Source organism: Nitrospira sp. (assembly GCA_029194675.1).
Lineage (GTDB): Bacteria > Nitrospirota > Nitrospiria > Nitrospirales > Nitrospiraceae > Nitrospira_D.
Map to the genome: position 1 here is coordinate 67,875 of JARFXP010000004.1, position 16,332 is coordinate 84,206.

Annotated in this window: 15 protein-coding genes and 2 pseudogenes; 10 read left to right on the forward strand and 7 right to left on the reverse strand. The window is 59.1% G+C overall.

What is annotated here, in order from left to right:
* Nucleotides 1–3 precede the first annotated feature (3 nt).
* The 6 genes and pseudogenes from P0120_18810 to P0120_18835 all read left to right on the forward strand — a co-directional run bounded on the left by P0120_18810 (nucleotide 4) and on the right by P0120_18835 (nucleotide 4,048).
* Entirely contained in the window at nucleotides 4–747 is a 744-nt protein-coding gene (locus tag P0120_18810; GenBank protein MDF0676363.1) for an SDR family oxidoreductase, read from the forward strand.
* A gap of 45 nt (nucleotides 748–792) precedes the next feature.
* Nucleotides 793–1,644, forward strand: coding sequence for an AAC(3) family N-acetyltransferase (locus tag P0120_18815; protein MDF0676364.1), 852 nt, complete (start codon nucleotides 793–795; stop codon nucleotides 1,642–1,644).
* Nucleotides 1,645–2,134: 490 nt separating this feature from the next.
* Nucleotides 2,135–3,010 carry a transposase gene (locus P0120_18820; GenBank protein ID MDF0676365.1) on the forward strand — a complete coding sequence of 292 codons (876 nt, stop codon included), beginning with the start codon at nucleotides 2,135–2,137 and terminating at the stop codon, nucleotides 3,008–3,010.
* Between the two features lie 86 nt (nucleotides 3,011–3,096).
* Nucleotides 3,097–3,444 carry a hypothetical protein gene (locus tag P0120_18825; protein ID MDF0676366.1) on the forward strand — a complete coding sequence of 116 codons (348 nt, stop codon included), beginning with the start codon at nucleotides 3,097–3,099 and terminating at the stop codon, nucleotides 3,442–3,444.
* A gap of 27 nt (nucleotides 3,445–3,471) precedes the next feature.
* Entirely contained in the window at nucleotides 3,472–3,750 is a 279-nt protein-coding gene (locus P0120_18830) for a hypothetical protein (GenBank protein ID MDF0676367.1), read from the forward strand.
* Nucleotides 3,751–3,832: 82 nt separating this feature from the next.
* A pseudogene (locus tag P0120_18835) lies at nucleotides 3,833–4,048 on the forward strand (transposase).
* 310 nt (nucleotides 4,049–4,358) lie between these two features.
* Here P0120_18835 and P0120_18840 read toward each other — a convergent pair.
* A complete protein-coding gene (locus P0120_18840) occupies nucleotides 4,359–4,928 on the reverse strand; it encodes an IS630 family transposase (GenBank protein MDF0676368.1) in 570 nt (189 codons plus the stop codon).
* A gap of 92 nt (nucleotides 4,929–5,020) precedes the next feature.
* Between P0120_18840 and P0120_18845 the strand changes: the two genes are divergently transcribed.
* Nucleotides 5,021–6,178: an IS4 family transposase gene (locus tag P0120_18845; protein MDF0676369.1), complete on the forward strand. Its 1,158-nt coding sequence runs from the start codon at nucleotides 5,021–5,023 to the stop codon at nucleotides 6,176–6,178.
* Here P0120_18845 and P0120_18850 read toward each other — a convergent pair.
* From P0120_18850 to P0120_18875, 6 genes and pseudogenes are all read right to left on the reverse strand, one after another.
* Nucleotides 6,175–6,717, reverse strand: a complete 543-nt coding sequence (locus P0120_18850; protein MDF0676370.1) for a hypothetical protein — start codon at nucleotides 6,715–6,717, stop codon at nucleotides 6,175–6,177. The two genes, P0120_18845 and P0120_18850, sit on opposite strands and share 4 nt — an antisense overlap.
* A gap of 415 nt (nucleotides 6,718–7,132) precedes the next feature.
* Nucleotides 7,133–8,629: a hypothetical protein gene (locus tag P0120_18855; GenBank protein MDF0676371.1), complete on the reverse strand. Its 1,497-nt coding sequence runs from the start codon at nucleotides 8,627–8,629 to the stop codon at nucleotides 7,133–7,135.
* Between the two features lie 1,247 nt (nucleotides 8,630–9,876).
* Nucleotides 9,877–10,185 carry an IS110 family transposase gene (locus tag P0120_18860; GenBank protein ID MDF0676372.1) on the reverse strand — a complete coding sequence of 103 codons (309 nt, stop codon included), beginning with the start codon at nucleotides 10,183–10,185 and terminating at the stop codon, nucleotides 9,877–9,879.
* A 72-nt stretch (nucleotides 10,186–10,257) separates the two neighbouring features.
* Nucleotides 10,258–11,433 (reverse strand): annotated as a pseudogene (locus P0120_18865) (IS3 family transposase).
* A 139-nt stretch (nucleotides 11,434–11,572) separates the two neighbouring features.
* On the reverse strand, nucleotides 11,573–12,022 hold the full coding sequence (locus P0120_18870) for a transposase (GenBank protein ID MDF0676373.1): 450 nt from the start codon (nucleotides 12,020–12,022) through the stop codon (nucleotides 11,573–11,575).
* A gap of 162 nt (nucleotides 12,023–12,184) precedes the next feature.
* The gene (locus P0120_18875; GenBank protein MDF0676374.1) at nucleotides 12,185–12,997 is read right to left on the reverse strand and encodes a uroporphyrinogen-III synthase; all 813 of its coding nucleotides are present in this window, start codon (nucleotides 12,995–12,997) and stop codon (nucleotides 12,185–12,187) included.
* 136 nt (nucleotides 12,998–13,133) lie between these two features.
* On the opposite strand from P0120_18875, the gene P0120_18880 reads away from it, so the two are divergent.
* Genes P0120_18880 through P0120_18890 form a run of 3 tightly spaced genes read left to right on the forward strand, consistent with a single transcriptional unit; the run spans nucleotide 13,134 to nucleotide 16,246 of the window.
* A complete protein-coding gene (locus P0120_18880; protein ID MDF0676375.1) occupies nucleotides 13,134–13,571 on the forward strand; it encodes a VOC family protein in 438 nt (145 codons plus the stop codon).
* On the forward strand, nucleotides 13,568–15,199 hold the full coding sequence (locus tag P0120_18885; protein MDF0676376.1) for an MBL fold metallo-hydrolase: 1,632 nt from the start codon (nucleotides 13,568–13,570) through the stop codon (nucleotides 15,197–15,199). The genes P0120_18880 and P0120_18885 overlap by 4 nt, the downstream gene beginning before the upstream one ends.
* A gap of 24 nt (nucleotides 15,200–15,223) precedes the next feature.
* Entirely contained in the window at nucleotides 15,224–16,246 is a 1,023-nt protein-coding gene (locus P0120_18890) for an NAD-dependent epimerase (protein MDF0676377.1), read from the forward strand.
* Nucleotides 16,247–16,332: the final 86 nt, after the last annotated feature.

Below are 16,332 nucleotides of genomic sequence, written 5' to 3' on the forward strand. Positions count from 1 at the left end.
AGCGTGAGCAAACGAACTGTGGTGGTGACAGGCGGAAGCCGAGGCCTGGGAGCAGTGATCGTTCACTCGCTCCTCGAGTCAGGCCATCGCGTTGCAACTTGCAGCCGAACGAAGTCAGAGTTTCTCGCAGAACTCGAAGCTGGATCTCGCTTCGCCCCTGACTTCTTCTGGCGGCCCTGCACCATTGGCGAGGCAGATGAGGCCGACGCCTACATGAAGGCGGTGGCCGAGTGGACGGGATCGGACGGCCTCTGGGGGCTTGTGAATAACGCTGGGATTGCGATGGCCGGGATTCTGGCCACCTTCCCCAACATCGAAAGCGAACGGATCATTAAGATCAATCTCCTCGGCGCGATCCAGATCGCCCGGGCCTTTTCGCAGCAAATGCTGAAGAGCAACCGGGGTGGCCGGATCATCAACATCAGTTCGATCATCGGCACGCGTGGATACAACGGTCTGTCGGCGTACTCGGCTTCTAAGGCGGGACTTGACGGCTTCAGCCGCGCGCTGGCTCGTGAGCTCGGCCGTCGTCAGATCACCGTCAACTCCGTCGCACCGGGATACATACGGACGGAGATGTCGGCCACGCTCACTGAGGACCAGTTGACTCAAATCGTGAATCGGACCCCACTAGGCAGGCTCGCCACCGCGGAGGATCTGGTCGGTGTTATCAAGTTTCTTCTAAGCAAGGAGGCTGCGATGATTACCGGACAGACCATACTGGTCGACGGAGGCATCAGCTGTTGAGATTCCTTCCGAGGCCATCCGCATCCACAGACTGGACACAATGTCATGTCGCTCTCAGCCAAGATCAAGAACCTGGTCAGGCCGACGTACCGTCGCCTCAAGTCCTGGTACATCGAGAAGTTCCAGGCCTTCACCCCGGCCGACCTTACGGCCGCTCTGCGCGAACTTGGCCTGAAACCAGGCGACGTAGTCATGGCACACGTGGCCTTCAACCGATTCGAGGGCTTCCGGGGCGGTCCAGGGAACGTAGTGGCTTCCCTTCTCGAAGTGATAGGTCCCGAAGGAACGCTCCTCATGCCCACAATGCCTTTCGGTGGATCGGCAGTGGACTACATCGCCCGCGTGAAGGTCACTGACCTTGCCAAGACTCCTTCCGCAATGGGATTCGTCACGGAGGTGTTTCGCCGAACCCCGGGAGTGATCCGCAGTATCCATCCCACTCATCCCGTGGCCGCGTGCGGTCCAAAGGCTGTGGAGCTCACGCACAACCATCACCTCGCACGAACGCCGTGCGGATCCGGTACGCCGTTTCTCCGCTTGCTCGATCACGCCGGCAAGATCCTTCTCCTCGGCGCCGACATTCGGACCATGACCTTCTACCACGGTGTGGAGGAAGCGATCGAGGCGAAATTTCCAAGGTCTCCGTTCACCAATGAAACCTTCGAACTTCAGACCAAGGCACCGGACGGAACCATTTACACCACACAGACCCGGCTATTCGAACGGGAACTCTCGAAAAGGCGAGACATCTCGATCCTGGAGGCCCCACTCTGGGAAGCTGGAGCGCTCAAGTCCGTCTCGGTTCGACGGGTCCCGCTCAAGTTGGTGGACGCGAGGTCTGTATTCGAGCTCTGCAATAAGATGGCGGACGAGGGACAGTTCTGCTATGTATTCTGATTGATCTCCCAGCATTCCTCGACCGGTTGTCCGAGTTCATGACACTTCCGATGCTGGCTTCACCACCGGACCGGCCAGATGTCGTTGAGTATCAAGACGTCCTCGCCGGTCGCCGGCAGAATCGAGCCAGGATCTCCTGTCCATAGCCCCGGGGAGACTGCCCGGTAACAATGCTGAAAAGCGCGGGGGATTCGGTATAGTTATGGGGCGTGGCTATCCACAGATAGATAGATGGTTGGAATACGGGTCAAACCATAATACCCCTCATCACCAGCAATCGCTTGCCCAATGCCAAATCAGGATGGCGCGGTTCTGAAGCTGGGGTGTTGCATTCTTGTCTTCCATTCCCAATCGGGATATGAACGCCCGGCACCATCAGAATCCCTTACAACGCCTGTTCACAACACGTGACTTCCTCTATCGCTTTCTGAGGAAATGGGTAGAGGGTCAGATCTTGTTTTGTGTCTCTCAATGAGCTACACTCCGCCCCATGGCCCGCCCACTGCGCATCGAATTTTCTGGCGCGCTCTACCACGTCACCACCCGGGGCAACGCCCGGCAGGACATTTTCCTGGATGACGAGGATCGGCATCGGTTCCTCGGGGTGCTGGCACACGTCGTCTCCCGCTTTCATCTTCGACTGCATGCCTATTGCCTGATGGACAATCACTTTCACCTGGTGGTGGAAACGCCCAAGGCGAATCTGTCGAAAGCCATGCGCCAGCTCAACGGCGTCTATACCCAATCCTTCAACCGGCGTCACGGTCGGGTCGGCCACGTCTCACAGGGCCGTTTCAAGGCGATTGTAGTCGATCGGGACAGCTATCTCCTGGAGCTCTGTCGCTATGTCGTGCTGAACCCGGTGCGTGTCAGGCGTACCCGTAAAGCCGGTACCTATTTCTGGTCGAGCCACCAAGCCACGGCAGGCCTCGTCCCTGTGCCGTCGTGGTTGACGGTGGACTGGCTGCTGTCTCAGTTTGGCCATCAGCGCGCGGCAGCCCAGCGCAAGTACCGGGCCTTCGTTGCCGAAGGGATCGGCTATGGTTCGCCCTGGGAACATGTCCGAGGACAAGTGCTGCTCGGCAGTGAGCGATTCGTCGAACGTCTGGCACCCGGGCTTCAAGATACGCGTCGATTGAAGGAGATTCCCCGACAGCAACGGTTTGCGACCCGCCCGACGCTACGCCGCCTATTTCCTACCAATTCCCGTGCGGACCGAGCGCGCCGCAATGAGGCCATCCGTCGTGCCCATCTGGAACACGGTTACAGTTTGTCTGAGATTGGACAGGTCGTAGGCTTGCACTATTCGACGATCAGCCGCATCGTGAATCCCCAGGCTGGTAACGATACACAGAACAAGATCTGATAATCATCTAGAAGGCTCCTCGCCTGGGTGGTACCGTTGGGAGACCGGTCAAGCATCTCTCAGCCTTTCCAACCCAAGGAGGAGCCATGACGAAATTGGACGGCGGGATTGACCTACATGCCAACACCAGTGTGATCGTACTGGTTGATGAGCAGGAGCAGGTCGTGTACGAAAAGCGAACGCCTACTGACGTGTCGAAAACTCTTTCTCACCTCTGTCCTTTTCACCCACGCAGTCACGGCCTCGTCGTGGAATCCACCTATACTTGGTCGTGGCTGGGTGATGGGCTCATGGAAGCCGGTTACTCGGTGCACGTGGCCACCACCGCCGCAATTCCGCAAGCCGACGGCCTGACGCATCCCAATGATCACAGCGATGCGCGGTGGTTAGCCCAGCTCCTTCGCGTGGGCATTCTCCCCACGGGCTCTATCTAGCCGAAAGAAGAACGAGCGATCCGTGACGTGCTGCGGAAACGCAGTCAATTGGGTAGACAGAAGACGAGTAATCTCCTGAGCATTCAAACTCTCGTGACACGCAACACCGGCCCATCCCTCACCGGCAATCGCCTCAAGACCCTGATGGCAGAGGCGATGCGCGACGTGCTGCCCACCCCTGACCTCGCCCTGGCTGTCACGAGTCCCCGCGCGGTGATGCACTGTGTGGCCGAACAGAGTGCCGCAATAGACCAAGCGACACGGCACGAGTCTCCCTGCGCCCTACCGTTCGACACTGACTCCTAGGGGCCGGGATTGGCCAGACCTTGGCCTTGACCATCATGGTTGAAGCCGGTGCAATGCACCGCGTTCCCACCGTGGCCAATGGGCCTCCTATGGCCGTTGCGTGAACAGCACCACACGTAGCAATGGCAAACGCAAAGGCCAGGGCCATACCAAGAATGGCAACAAGTATTTCGCCCGGGCGTTGATCGAAGCGGCCAATTTCGCGGTGCGGTATTCTCCTGACAGTCAGCGCTTTTATCAGCGACAGAAATCGAAGACGCATGGGGTCGTGGCAAGCAAGGCGGTGGCTCATCAGTGAGCACGGGCTTGCTAGGGCGTGCGGCGCGAGCAGGGCCCCTCGAAATCGATACGGCGTTTGCCCCACAGCCTGCGCGACGATTGGGCAGGGAGGCTGAGCTCGAATTGGGGTGGGGATAACCACGAGATCTGAGTGAACAGCCGCCTGCCCGCTGTTCCTCCTCACTGAACAAGTTAGTATTCCTAATCTGCCTCAGGCATGAGTCAAGAAGAGGGTGGAGCCACATGGCAACCACGAGATCTGTGATCGCCTCGTAGGGACATGCTTGGGTCCCAACGGTTTTCTGGGGCCAATATGACCAAGCCGATAATCATTGATAGGCCTTCACGATCTGGTCGATGGAAGCGGTTTCCCGATATTCCCGGTGCTTCTTGAGCACGGCGAAGTCGTGCTCAATGGGGTTCAGGTCGGGCGAATAGGGTGGCAAACACAGCAGGGTGGCGCCGGTATGCTCGATAAGTTGCGTCGTTTCCGGCGATTGGTGAAAGGCCGCGTTGTCCATGATGACCAGGTGCTCGCGGGTCAGCCGCGGGCACAGCCTAGCCTTGAGCCAGGAGTTGAACACCGTGGCATCGCAGGTGCCGTCGAAGAGGAAGGGCTCTGCAAAATCTGGCCCGATGCGGGCGGCGATCAGTGAGGTGCGCGGTCTGCGGTGCCCGGACGTCAGACCGTACACGCGCTGTCCCTTGGGGGCATACCCATAGCGGCGTATGACGGAAGGCGCGAAGCCACACTCATCGACATGCACGAGCTGCAGGCCGCGACGTCTGTACCGCTCCCGAAGACGCAGAAACTTTCTTCGTTGCAGTGGGCTGCGCTCTTTGTAGCCGGTCGTTTTTTTTCCGGGTCCACCCCACTCTTGTCCAAAATAAGTTCTCAACAGGCCTCCGGCTTGTGAGTAGGATAGGTTGTTCAACGCACATCCATCCACGGCGTTCCCGCGCCGTGGCACCCACAAGCCGGAGGTGCAGTATGGTAACCGTCGCCAGTTGCTTTGCGCAAATGCTCGCCCTGATCGATCGCGCGGACTTCGCTCGGGCCGTTCGACAGCACGCCGCTGAGCGAGCAGCCAAGGGGTTCAGCTGCTGGGATCACTTGATAGCGATGCTGTTTTGTCAGATGGGTAGTGCGCACTCACTTCGAGAAATCTGTGGCGGCTTGGCCACCGCCCTTGGCAAACTCGTCCACCTTGGCATCCGTCGGACACCGACTCGGTCCACGCTGGCCTATGCCAATGCGCATCGGCCCTGGCAGCTGTACGAGACGCTCTTCTATCAAGTCCTCACCCGTTGCCAAGCCGTCGCGGCCTTGAAGCGCCGCCGGTTCCGGTTCAAGCACCCCTTGCGCACCCTCGACGCAACGATCATTGAACTCTGTGCCACGGTGTTCGATTGGGCCAGATTCCAGCGGACGAAGGGGGCGATCAAGCTCCATCTGCAGCTGGATCACCAGGGGTGTTTGCCCTGCTGGGCCCTCGTGACCGACGGCGACACCAACGACGTGCGGATCGCCCAACAGCTCACCTTTGCGCCAGGCACCATCGTGGTGATCGATCGCGGGTATCTCGACTATGCCCGCTATCATCGTTGGACGGTCGACGAGGTGGGATTTGTCACCCGTCCACGCACCAACATGCTCTACGAAGTGCTGGAGCAACGCTCCGTGCCGACACGCGGACCGGTGCTGGTCGATGAGGTGATCCGTCTCACCAGTTCCCATGCGGCTGACCGGTGCTCGGTCCCCCTGCGACAGGTGACGATCTGGGATGAGAGACAGCAGCGGCCGCTACGGTTCCTGACCACTCTCATGCAGCTTGCGGCCAGCACGATTGCCGCCATCTATCGGGAGCGCTGGCAGATCGAACTCCTCTTCAAGGCCTTGAAACAGCATCTCCGGATCAAGACGTTTGTGGGCACGAGTGAGAACGCCGTACAGGTCCAAATCTGGATCGCCCTGCTCGCGATGCTGCTGTTGAAATTTCTGCAGCTGAAGTCCACGTGGCCCTGGAGTCTCTCGAATCTGGCCGCGTTGCTCCGCTTCAATCTGTTGACCTATCGGGATCTGTGGGACTGGCTCAATGCGCCCTTTGAACGGCCGCTGCTCATACCAGCGCCGCCCCAACTGTGCTAGGGGCGCCCTGGTTTCTTCGGGTTGTAGCCGACCACCGCCCCGTCCTGCTTGCCGTACAGGCACTTCACCGTTGTATCCAGGTCCAGAATCCACGGCGTAGTGAGTAACGGCTGCGTCGTCTTCGCCAGATGTCGGTTGAGCCAGACCACGCCCAACGACTCATCTATCCGGGCGAGTGCGCGTCGCACCGCATCCTCCGAAACCAGCTGCGCGACGCCCAGGAGCTCAGGGTGAATGCCGTCATGACGAATCGCTGTGATATGCGCATAGCGGTGGTGGCCACAGAGGATCGATAGCCGCAACGTCGCGAGCACGGCGCGCTTATCCGACGCATGGTTGCTCTGGTAGACCAGTGGGCAATCGGCCACCCACGCCTCAAATACGCCGCTCACCTTGAGAAATTCGATGAAGAAGGGCAACTGGCCAAGCGGCGTGACGGCCGCCGCTGGATCCCATTCGACGTGGATTCGCCCTCCGAAGGTATCAAGCGCGATCACCCCGTTCTGTCCTGCCAATGCCTTGCGTGTTGCCTCACCCATTCGGTGACTCCCTTTGCGCGAAGAACGATGCCCCCAATCCGCTTCCAGCAAGGCTATCCCGGAGCAGGCCGCTGCTTCAACTGCCGTTTCTAGGATAAATGGCCAGGGGCGGGAACGCCTACGTCTCTTCGCCTTGATCCTGATGGGTGACTGGTGCGACTCAGGGGACGACGTCGACACCGCAACCTGAGAAAACTCGGATGCAGTGAAACGAGGTGGCGGGCGATCGTGAGGGAAGTCGTCGGAGTACATGAGAACGCTCAGAACCAGAGGAGATGTGTGCCCACGGACCGGAGCCTTCTAATGGGCGACCCCTCTAGTTCTGCCGCGTTGCGTGTCTCAAGCCCCTCTGCCGTCAGCTGGAGACGCTGTGGCTCGCTTCGAGTGGTCCTGTGACGCCACCGCACTGATTCCTTCACCGTGTCACGGTCAAGGTGATAGGGACGGTGCTATTGCCGGAGGCTGACGACCCGGTCACTGCGACGGTCGAGGTGCTGGCCGGTGTGCCCGTGGCTGATGCCCCTCCTCCACCAGAGGTCGTGGCCGGCGGGGGCGTCGACTCGCTGCCGCTGCAACTCCACAGGCCGGCGAGTGCCAGCACCATCACGCCACCGGCGAGGAGACTCAGCACGCGGCCGTCCACTCCACGCCGTCGGATCAGCCCCCCAAGCGGCATCAGCAGCACAGGCGTCACCAGCGAAGCGACCAGCGTGGCGATCCGTCCGGGAGACAGCGCCGCCGCCGGCCCGCTTTTCGTGGTGATCGTCAGCGTCGTGGCCACCGGTCCGCCGGCCGGCGTCACTGTGGCGGGGGTAAAGTTGCACGCGGCACCGACTGGTAGGCCGCCACAACTGAAGCTGACCGGCTGATTGAACCCGGCATCCGGCGTCACGGTGAGTGTGGTGGTTCCACTGTTCCCGGCCGCCACCGTCACGTGAGTCGGCGAGGCCCCGAGCGTGAAGGACGCGGCGCCGGTCGTCGGGCAGGGCCCGCTGCTCCCGTCGTCGCACATCACCGCCAGCCGAAGGCCCGTGGAATGCCAGAGCTCGCTGCCTTCGGCCGCGCTATGCGGGAGATAGCCCTCGTACCAGAAGACGAGATCCTTACCATCAATCGCCTCGCCATTGTTATACGGGACTTGGACTTTCGGGCCATAGGTCCAGCCCGTGTCCTCGGAGCTCCGGTAGAGCCGTCCAAACACGGTGTTGTTGGCAGACCCACTCACAGGGTCCGTGGTTTGATCGGGAATCGTGAAGTCCGTGAAGCCTGGCAGCACATCCACGTAGCTGTTCGTCCCTGAGCCACGCACCCGCCATGCATTGTTGAGTGCGTCGGTGACCTTGGCATCGAACTCAATCGGCTTGACCTGATATCCGCTCGAGGTGTTCTGCAGAATCTGATCATTACTCCCGCCCTGGATGTCAAAATCAATCCGCCAGTTGGGATAGTGGACATGGTCCATCACACACTGCAGGCCCTTACTGTACACATGGGCGTCCAGGATGCCGTCGGCACTGAGATAATAGACTTGATAGATGTCGTAGTGGCCGATGACATCGCGGATGCCGATCTCATACCATTGCCGGCCATTGAGGGTAAACTCCCGCTTGGCCACCTTGGCATTGTTGGCCCAGGGGATCGGGGAGAGGGCGCCCCCCAGCCGGTCCGCATAGGGGCCACACACATTATCCGTGTAGAACACGCGCATGACCGGAAAGCTCAGTTTGTAGATGAACGGAAACCCTTTATATTGGACGCCCTTCAGCGACAGACCATCAAATTTCCCGCTCACCTCATAGGTAAACGTCCACTCGTTCCACGTCACAGAGCCCGAGGTTTGGGCCAGACTGGACAGGGGGAGCATCGCGATGCTCGTGAGCAGCGCCCCCGCGAAAAGAAGTGACCGCAGCATGCACGCGCGCATCATAGCTCCTCTCGGATTTGCAGGATTCGTTGATTCGTCAAGTCGATCCACACCATCAGCTGCGGCGGCGCATCATCGTGCTTATGGAAGGGGATGTAAATGACGCGTGTGTTATAAGAGCCAGTACCTTCCGGATTATAGGCAAGAATATCATAGGCCCGCAACCCGGCTACCCGGTGAGGTGAAGTAATCTTCTCTGTGTAAAAGGCGAAGGGTGTAAGCTGGGCGCTGCTGACGGAGGAGACGGTCAGTGCGCAGACGGTCTCACGGTTGACGCGGGACTTTAGACGACGCGGTGGCGTAGTTTCATCGAGCCCGCCTCACGAATGACTGGTTGTACCTCTTTCTGGATGGGAACAACGAGTTTGGGTCACCTATGAAAACAGCTGTCAAGAGCGAGCCCGAGAGCGTCTCAAAGGGGTCGCCCATCTCGAAGGCTTCGGTCAAGAGGCACAGCCCACCCTGCGCCCTCTTCTTCTGCGAACGGGGCGAGGTATCCGACGACATCTTCCCTCGCCAGGCCGGGCGCGTGCCTTCGCCGCATCCCGGTTGTCCTCGTCAGCGGTGTCGGCTCGTACCTGAGCCGCACCAGTCCCCCATCAGGATCAAGGCGTGGGAGCGAGCCCCCTGAGGATCGACTCCGGCCCCTGGCACGTCGTGCCCCAGACAACCGTCGGTTCCCGGTCGCGTCCACCGTAGATACGCACAGGATGTCTGGCTACCAGTGGGCTGGTGCCACCCCCGTCATGGCTCGCAACCGAGGCGTCTCAGTCCCTACGCCAGTGGCGAGGGATCATGACGGGGTGAGGGCTGGGGCTAATCGGGAGTGCGGAGTCGCGCCCCAACCCCTTTGTGAGCTCCCAGCCTCACCCCAAGTTCCGGGCCCCTCCCCCAACGCACGGTGCAGATCGAACGGCACCTGCTCGTGCAACAGGTGAGAACAGGCGCGCGCGAGCTTATGTGCCACGGCCTTGAGCGCGACCAATGGATGCGTCCGGGCCTGCTTCCGCTGATCCCGGATTCCGCAGTTGAAATCCAAGGTGCGTTCACAAGTTGCGGTCAATCCAAATGAATTCTTGTACTGCCACCAAGACAGCATTCACCACGCTCAACTGCGGCGCAGTTCAGAAATGGCAATTCAAGACATTGATTATCAACGTGTTTCTGAAACTGGTTTTTTCGATTCGGTCGCTACTGCGGAATCCGGGCTGATAATACGTACGAATCACCACTGCCTAGCGAATCGCACAGTGAGCGGCTTCGATAAACGCCCAGCTTAAATACTTGTTGCCGTTCTTCGTGTTGCCGGCCCCTTTCCGTGTGCCGTTGCTCACGTGCTCGCTGCCGACGCAGCGACCGTAGGACGCGAAGTGCCCCACGGTCACGAATCGACGGATGGCGCCGACTTCCACGAGAATCGTGCGGGCCAAGATCGGCCCGATGCCGGGGACCGTCTGCAGCAGCGCATAGCCGGGCTGGGTCCGCCCCGCCGCCCGGACCTGGTCCGCGAGCGTGTGGACTGCCTGCTCCAGACACTGCCACACCGTCTAGGAACTCGCGACCGTCTGCACGTGTGTGACCCCGGTTGTCAATAGTGGACGCCATGAATTGCCGCCTCACGCCGCCAGCTGTTGACGAGCCCACTGCTGGGCAAACACCGCGGGCGAGCAATTTCCCAGCCTGGAATGCCGACGCTGACGGTTATAGAGAAGAGCTCGATGTACTCCGTGATCTCTCGCCGAGCCTGCTCCCGTGTTTCATACCGCCGGTGGTGCACCAGCTCATTCTTGAGCGTTCCCCAGAAACTCTCCATCGGCGCGTTATCATAGCAGTTGCCCTTCCGACTCATAGACGGGGTCAGGCCGAACTGCCGCAATTGCGCTTGATAGTCCTGGGCACAATATTGAGAGCCGCGATCAGAATGATGAATGAGCCCCGGGGCCGGGCGCTTGGTGTCGAGAGCGTTCCTGAGCGCCCCCTGCACCAAGTCCGTCGTCATCCGCGCCCCCTCGCATGCCCAACCACCTCACATGTATACAGATCTTTGATCCCCGCCAGATACAACCACCCTTCTGCGGTGGGGATATACGTGATGTCGGTGACCCAGGTCTCGTTCGGGCGCGTGGCGACAAACGTTTGGGCCAAGACATTCTCCGCCACCGGCAGCGAGTGCTTTGAATCCGTCGTGGTCGTGAACCAGCGCACCTGTTTGCAACGTAGTCTCAGTTTCTTGCGTAGCCGTTTGATGCGTCCGACCCCAGCGGGGAACCCATCCTCACGCAATTCCGCTTGGAGACGTTCCGGCCCATAGGTCTGCCGGGTGCGCACATGCGCGGCCTGGATCGCCACTTCTAGGCGCGCGTTCTCCTGAGCGCGCTTCGAGGGACGGCGCGTGCGCCAGGCATAGTACCCACTTCGGGACACCTCCAGCACCCGACACAACACACTCAGGGGATACTGGGGCCGCAGCGTCCTCATGAGCGCGTACCGGGCAGCTGCGCCTTGGCAAAGTACGCGGTGGCTTTTTTTAAGATGTCGCGCTCCATCCGCGCCTCGGCCAGGTCGCGCTTCAGCCGAGAGACCTCGGCCTCCAGCTCTGTCACGGGCCGTCGGCTCTCCCCCAGCGTCGCGAGCTGACCGCGCCGGGCTCGACACACCCAGTTCTCGAGCGTCTTGCCCGACATGGCCAGGCGTCTTGCTACCTCTGGAATCGTCAACTTCTGTTCCAGGACCAGCTGCACCGCTTGCTCACGGAACTCCTTCGTATACTGCTGTCGCGGAACTCGTTCCATCTCACACCTCCAGACCTCAGATCATAGGTTGAAGGCGTCCACTTTTTCGAGCCTAGCACAGTGCGGGAAACGGGACGAGAGCCCGGACGCCCTCCGGGGTGAGCGGTCGGAGCCGGAGGAGAGAGAGCCGTGTCCCGGTTCATCGTGTGAGGAGACTCTGCAGACTCAGCACCACCATGGTCTTGTGCCGGACCAGTTGGCTGCGTTTGCGGAGCAGATCCCGGACGGCGCGTTCGGCTTTGGGATAGATGTCGCCGGTGGGGAGCAGACCCAGGCGGAGCAGATGCGCCACCCACCGCGCATCATGCTGATCGTCGGCGTGCTTGAGGCCACTGGACTGTGGAAGCGCGGGCGCATGGGCCACGTGCACGCGGTCGCCGGCGTCCATGAGTCCATCGACGAGCCAGTACCACTTATAGGTGGATTCGACGGCGATCCCGTGCACGGTGGCGCGATACGGCTCCAGGGCACCGACGATCAGTGGCAACTCATTGCGCAGTCGTTTCTGATCCAGCACCCGGTCCGCGTCATCACTCATCACAACCACACTGGTGCTGGCATGCAGATCGATTCCCACATCACGCAGCATCGCACCCTCCTCGGTTCAGGTGGATGAGAGCCGCCGTGTCATACACGACATCGCCTCTCTACTCCACACGAGGAGCCTTCGAGATGATTATCGGGAGTCTTTTACTGCCTGCACGCGCTCGATCACGTCATAAGAGACGGGGCCAGTCATGACTTGGATCACCTATCGTTTTCTGTCGAGCATGTTCGAAGCCCGCTCAGACACTTCTTTGATCAAAATCCCCATCTTTGCATGTGACGGCTCGAAATCAACCGGCCAGTTGTAGTGGCGCAACCGTTCGCTGGCGGTCGGGCCGATTGATGCGACGACCATCTTCTTCAATGCCGCACGAAACGGCTCCACCTTCCCATCCTGCTCCAACACACGCATGACATGGTCTACCTGCGCAGCATTGGTGATCAGTATCACATTGACTCGCCTGGCAATGATTTCATCGAGTGCATGACGAACGGGACCAAGATCTTCAGGTAGAGCCCACTTATACATTGGAACCAGGAATACCTCGGCGCCTCGCTGCTCCAGCGCGTTCACGAACTCAGGGTTGGAGACTCCGTATTCCTGAACGGCAATCCTCAGTCCCTTCACGGGACGATACTGATCCAGAGCTGAAACCAAATCGACCCACGTATTCGGTTCCGGCACGGTCACTGTCGCCTGAAGCCCGACAGCCTTCAGGGCTGCGACCGGCTTAGGCCCTCGTGCGATGATCGCCGTGCCTTTGAGCACCGCGACGACGGACGACCAGGCATAGCGAGTCTTGAGCAGGTCAAACAGCATCGTTGCGCCGACACCAGTCAGGAGAATAAGCAGATCGATCCGACCGGCCATGAGCCGAGCACCAAACTCCTGCGCTGCGGAATTGTCTTCCAGTGGGATTTCTCGTAGAACGGGAGCCACGAGCGGCCTGCCGCCGTAACGCTCGATCAGCCGGCTGATCTCTATCGCCATTCGGCTTTCAAACGCAACGACTGTCATCCCATCAAATGTCATGGCTACGGTGATCGTACCATAGCTGTTGAGCCCGGAGCAGGAGCTGATTTTCCGTTGACGACTTGCAGTTAGTCTCCCTACTATGCATATTTTAGTCGGATCAACGAACGAGTTGCTTAGTATGACTGCTCCACTCCATAGAGGTCTTCGGCATTTGGCCCTGCGTGTCATGGACCTTTCTCGTTCGCGCCGATTTTATGAGCAGTTGCTTGGCTTTCAATCGGTGTGGGAGCCGGATCCGGAGAATGTCTATTTTAGCTCCGGCATCGATAATCTGGCACTCCACCAAATTCCAAAAGATGAACTACCCTTGTACCAACCAACAAAGGCCCAATTGCTCGATCATATCGGGGTGATTCTCGACAGTCCACAAGCCGTCGATCGGATGTACGGCGAAATGGCGCCAAAGATCGAATCCCTGGGCGGGCGAATCGTCAAGGAGCCCAAGCAGCACCGAGACGGCAGTTACTCATTCTATTTTTCAGATCCCGACGGCATTGTGATCCAGGCTCTGTATGAACCGGCGATCAGCAAACTGAGGATCAGTGCCGACTCATGAGCCAGGTTTGGACCAGCCTTCCCAAGAATCATTACCTGAGCCTCGCTCCCTGGTGCTGGGTGCAGCTGGAGAGTGCGGAGCCACCGGGCCCCTTCCCGTTCGTAGGCGGGGTATCCCCTGAAGTCGTCGCCGGACTCCACGAAGCTCATAGCCTGCTCTCCAGTGCGATCGATACCGCAATCAGCGACGTCTTCTCGAAACGGGCGCCGCTCGACGATCCTGATCGTCAACAACGGCTGGAAGATGCCTATGCAGAGCTGGTCAACGCACGGCCCTATCTTCAACAACACATCCGCTGCGGGCGGCGACCGGACGGGACCTTCCAGTGGGAATTCCCGACCGATTCAGCAAAATCCTCAACCGTGACCAACGGTGGGCTTCGCATCTTCCATGCGATCAATCACCAGGCGATCCCCATCGGATTCAACGGACGGCCGCTGGGTCCCAGCGTAGGGAAACTGCTCGGCCTGCTCGACGGAACCCATACCGTGGACGAGCTCCGTTCTGCGTTGTCGGCCATGCCGCGTGATTCGCAGATGCTGCTGACCAAGGTGATGGAATCACTGCACCACTATGGATGTCTCGCCACTTCTGCGACGACGTCTATACTGCGACATTGGCACGATATCGTTCAGGATCAGGACATCGTGCACCTTGGACATGCTGCCCTCCTCTACCGGCAACGGGACAGCGCACTCCTCTTCGACCCATGGCTTCTGCCTTGGTTTGCCGAATCGCCGTTGCCCTCGGTCTGGAGCGGACTGTTCCCGAAACCAACCGCCGTGTTTCTGACTCACGACCACGATGATCATGTCGATCCCCGCACCTTGCTTCATTTGCCGAAAGACACGCCGATCATCGTGCCCAGTCGACAAAATCGAAAACGGCTGTTTTTCGACTATCGTTCGCTTCTCGCAGAACTGGGTTTTGACCGAATCATCGAGCTGGCCCATGGGGGAACTTGGCCGTTTGAAGGCGGTACTGTCGTGTCCGTGCCCTTCTACGGAGAGGACCCTTGCGACTTGAACATGCCCAGGAATTGCTACTTGATTTCGGATCGAGGGCACAATGTGCTGATCCATGCGGACAGCGGTCCGACGAACGACGGACGATCCGCTCTCAAAGACCATATCATCCAGCAATTGGTCGGGCGATACGGATCGATTCCGCTCGTGTTCGCGTCACAACAGCAGCTGCTTGAAATTCGGAGCCATGCCGCCCATGCCTCTCTCTCTCATCCCGGCAAATGGCTGGATGTCGGTGAAAACGGCTATCTCACAAACGCTTATCTCGCCGAGTTGTGCGCGGCTGCCCAGGCACGGATGTTTGTTTCCTACGCCACCGGTGGAGCTGACTGGTACCCAGACCACCTGTCTTTCATGTTCAGCCGTCGTAATCCCTGCAGAACCGCACTCTTAACGGCTCATTGGGAACAACCTGAAAGATTGAAAGACCTTCTGGTTTCACAGGAATGTCGCTATCATCGTGCCCACGCCTTCGATGTCTATCGAGTCCTGAGTGGGGGGATGATCGAAGTCAGTTCGGCGAGAGAAACCCTCGCCCCGATGACGCTGTATCGGTTGGATCACGGTGATCCCCCCTTCATGAAGGCGGGCAAGGGACGATAGACCATTTTTCTTTGAGGAGCAGCCATGGCCGGGACGCAGTCGCCGATTCTTGTCACAGGAGCAGCGGGATTCATCGGATTTCATGCGGCCATGCGCCTGTTGGAACGTGGCGACCAGGTGATCGGCCTGGACAATATCAACGACTACTACGATGTGCGATTGAAACAGGCCAGGCTCGCCCAATTGACGCCGAACGAACGATTTCGTTTCGTGAAGCTCGATCTCTCCAATCGACAAGGCATGCGGGATCTCTTTGCCGGTGAACCGATACGGCGCGTGGTTCATCTCGCTGCTCAGGCAGGCGTCCGCTACTCACTGACCAATCCTCACGCCTACACCGAAAGCAACGTCGAGGGGTTCATCAATATTCTGGAAGGCTGCCGGCGGAGCAACATCGAGCATTTGGTCTATGCCTCGTCCAGTTCTGTCTATGGGGGGAACACCCATATGCCGTTCTCCACCCATGACAACGTAGACCATCCGGTTTCACTGTATGCCGCTACCAAAAAAGCGAATGAGTTGATGGCTCACTGCTATGCGCATCTGTATCAGCTGCCCTGCACAGGTCTTCGATTTTTCACCGTCTATGGACCCTGGGGGCGTCCTGACATGGCTCTCTTCATCTTTACGAAGGCCATCTTGGAGGGCAAACCGATCGAAGTCTTTAACCAGGGCCGGATGAAACGCGATTTCACCTATGTGGACGACATCGTCGAAGGGGTCATTCGAACGCTTGATCACCCGGCGACGGCCGATCCAACATGGTCTGGGGATCGGCCGACACCAGGAACCAGCTCGGCTTCGGCACGAATCTACAATATCGGCAACCATCGGTCGGTTGAACTGCTGCACTTCATTGAGGTCCTGGAGCAAGCGTTGGGAAAGAAGGCGGAGAAAAAACTGATGCCGTTACAACCTGGGGATGTCCCTGCGACTTACGCCGATATCGACGATCTCACCAACGATGTCGGCTTCAAGCCGACCACACCAATCGAGGAGGGCATCCCTCGTTTCGTGAAGTGGTACCGCGAGTTCTATAGGGTCTGAAAAACCGAGTCAGAAAAGCCAGCGGGATGTTGCCAAACTATTTTGCAAGTGTGGTAGGCTGGTCAAAAAGGTTGTCCAGCAAGACC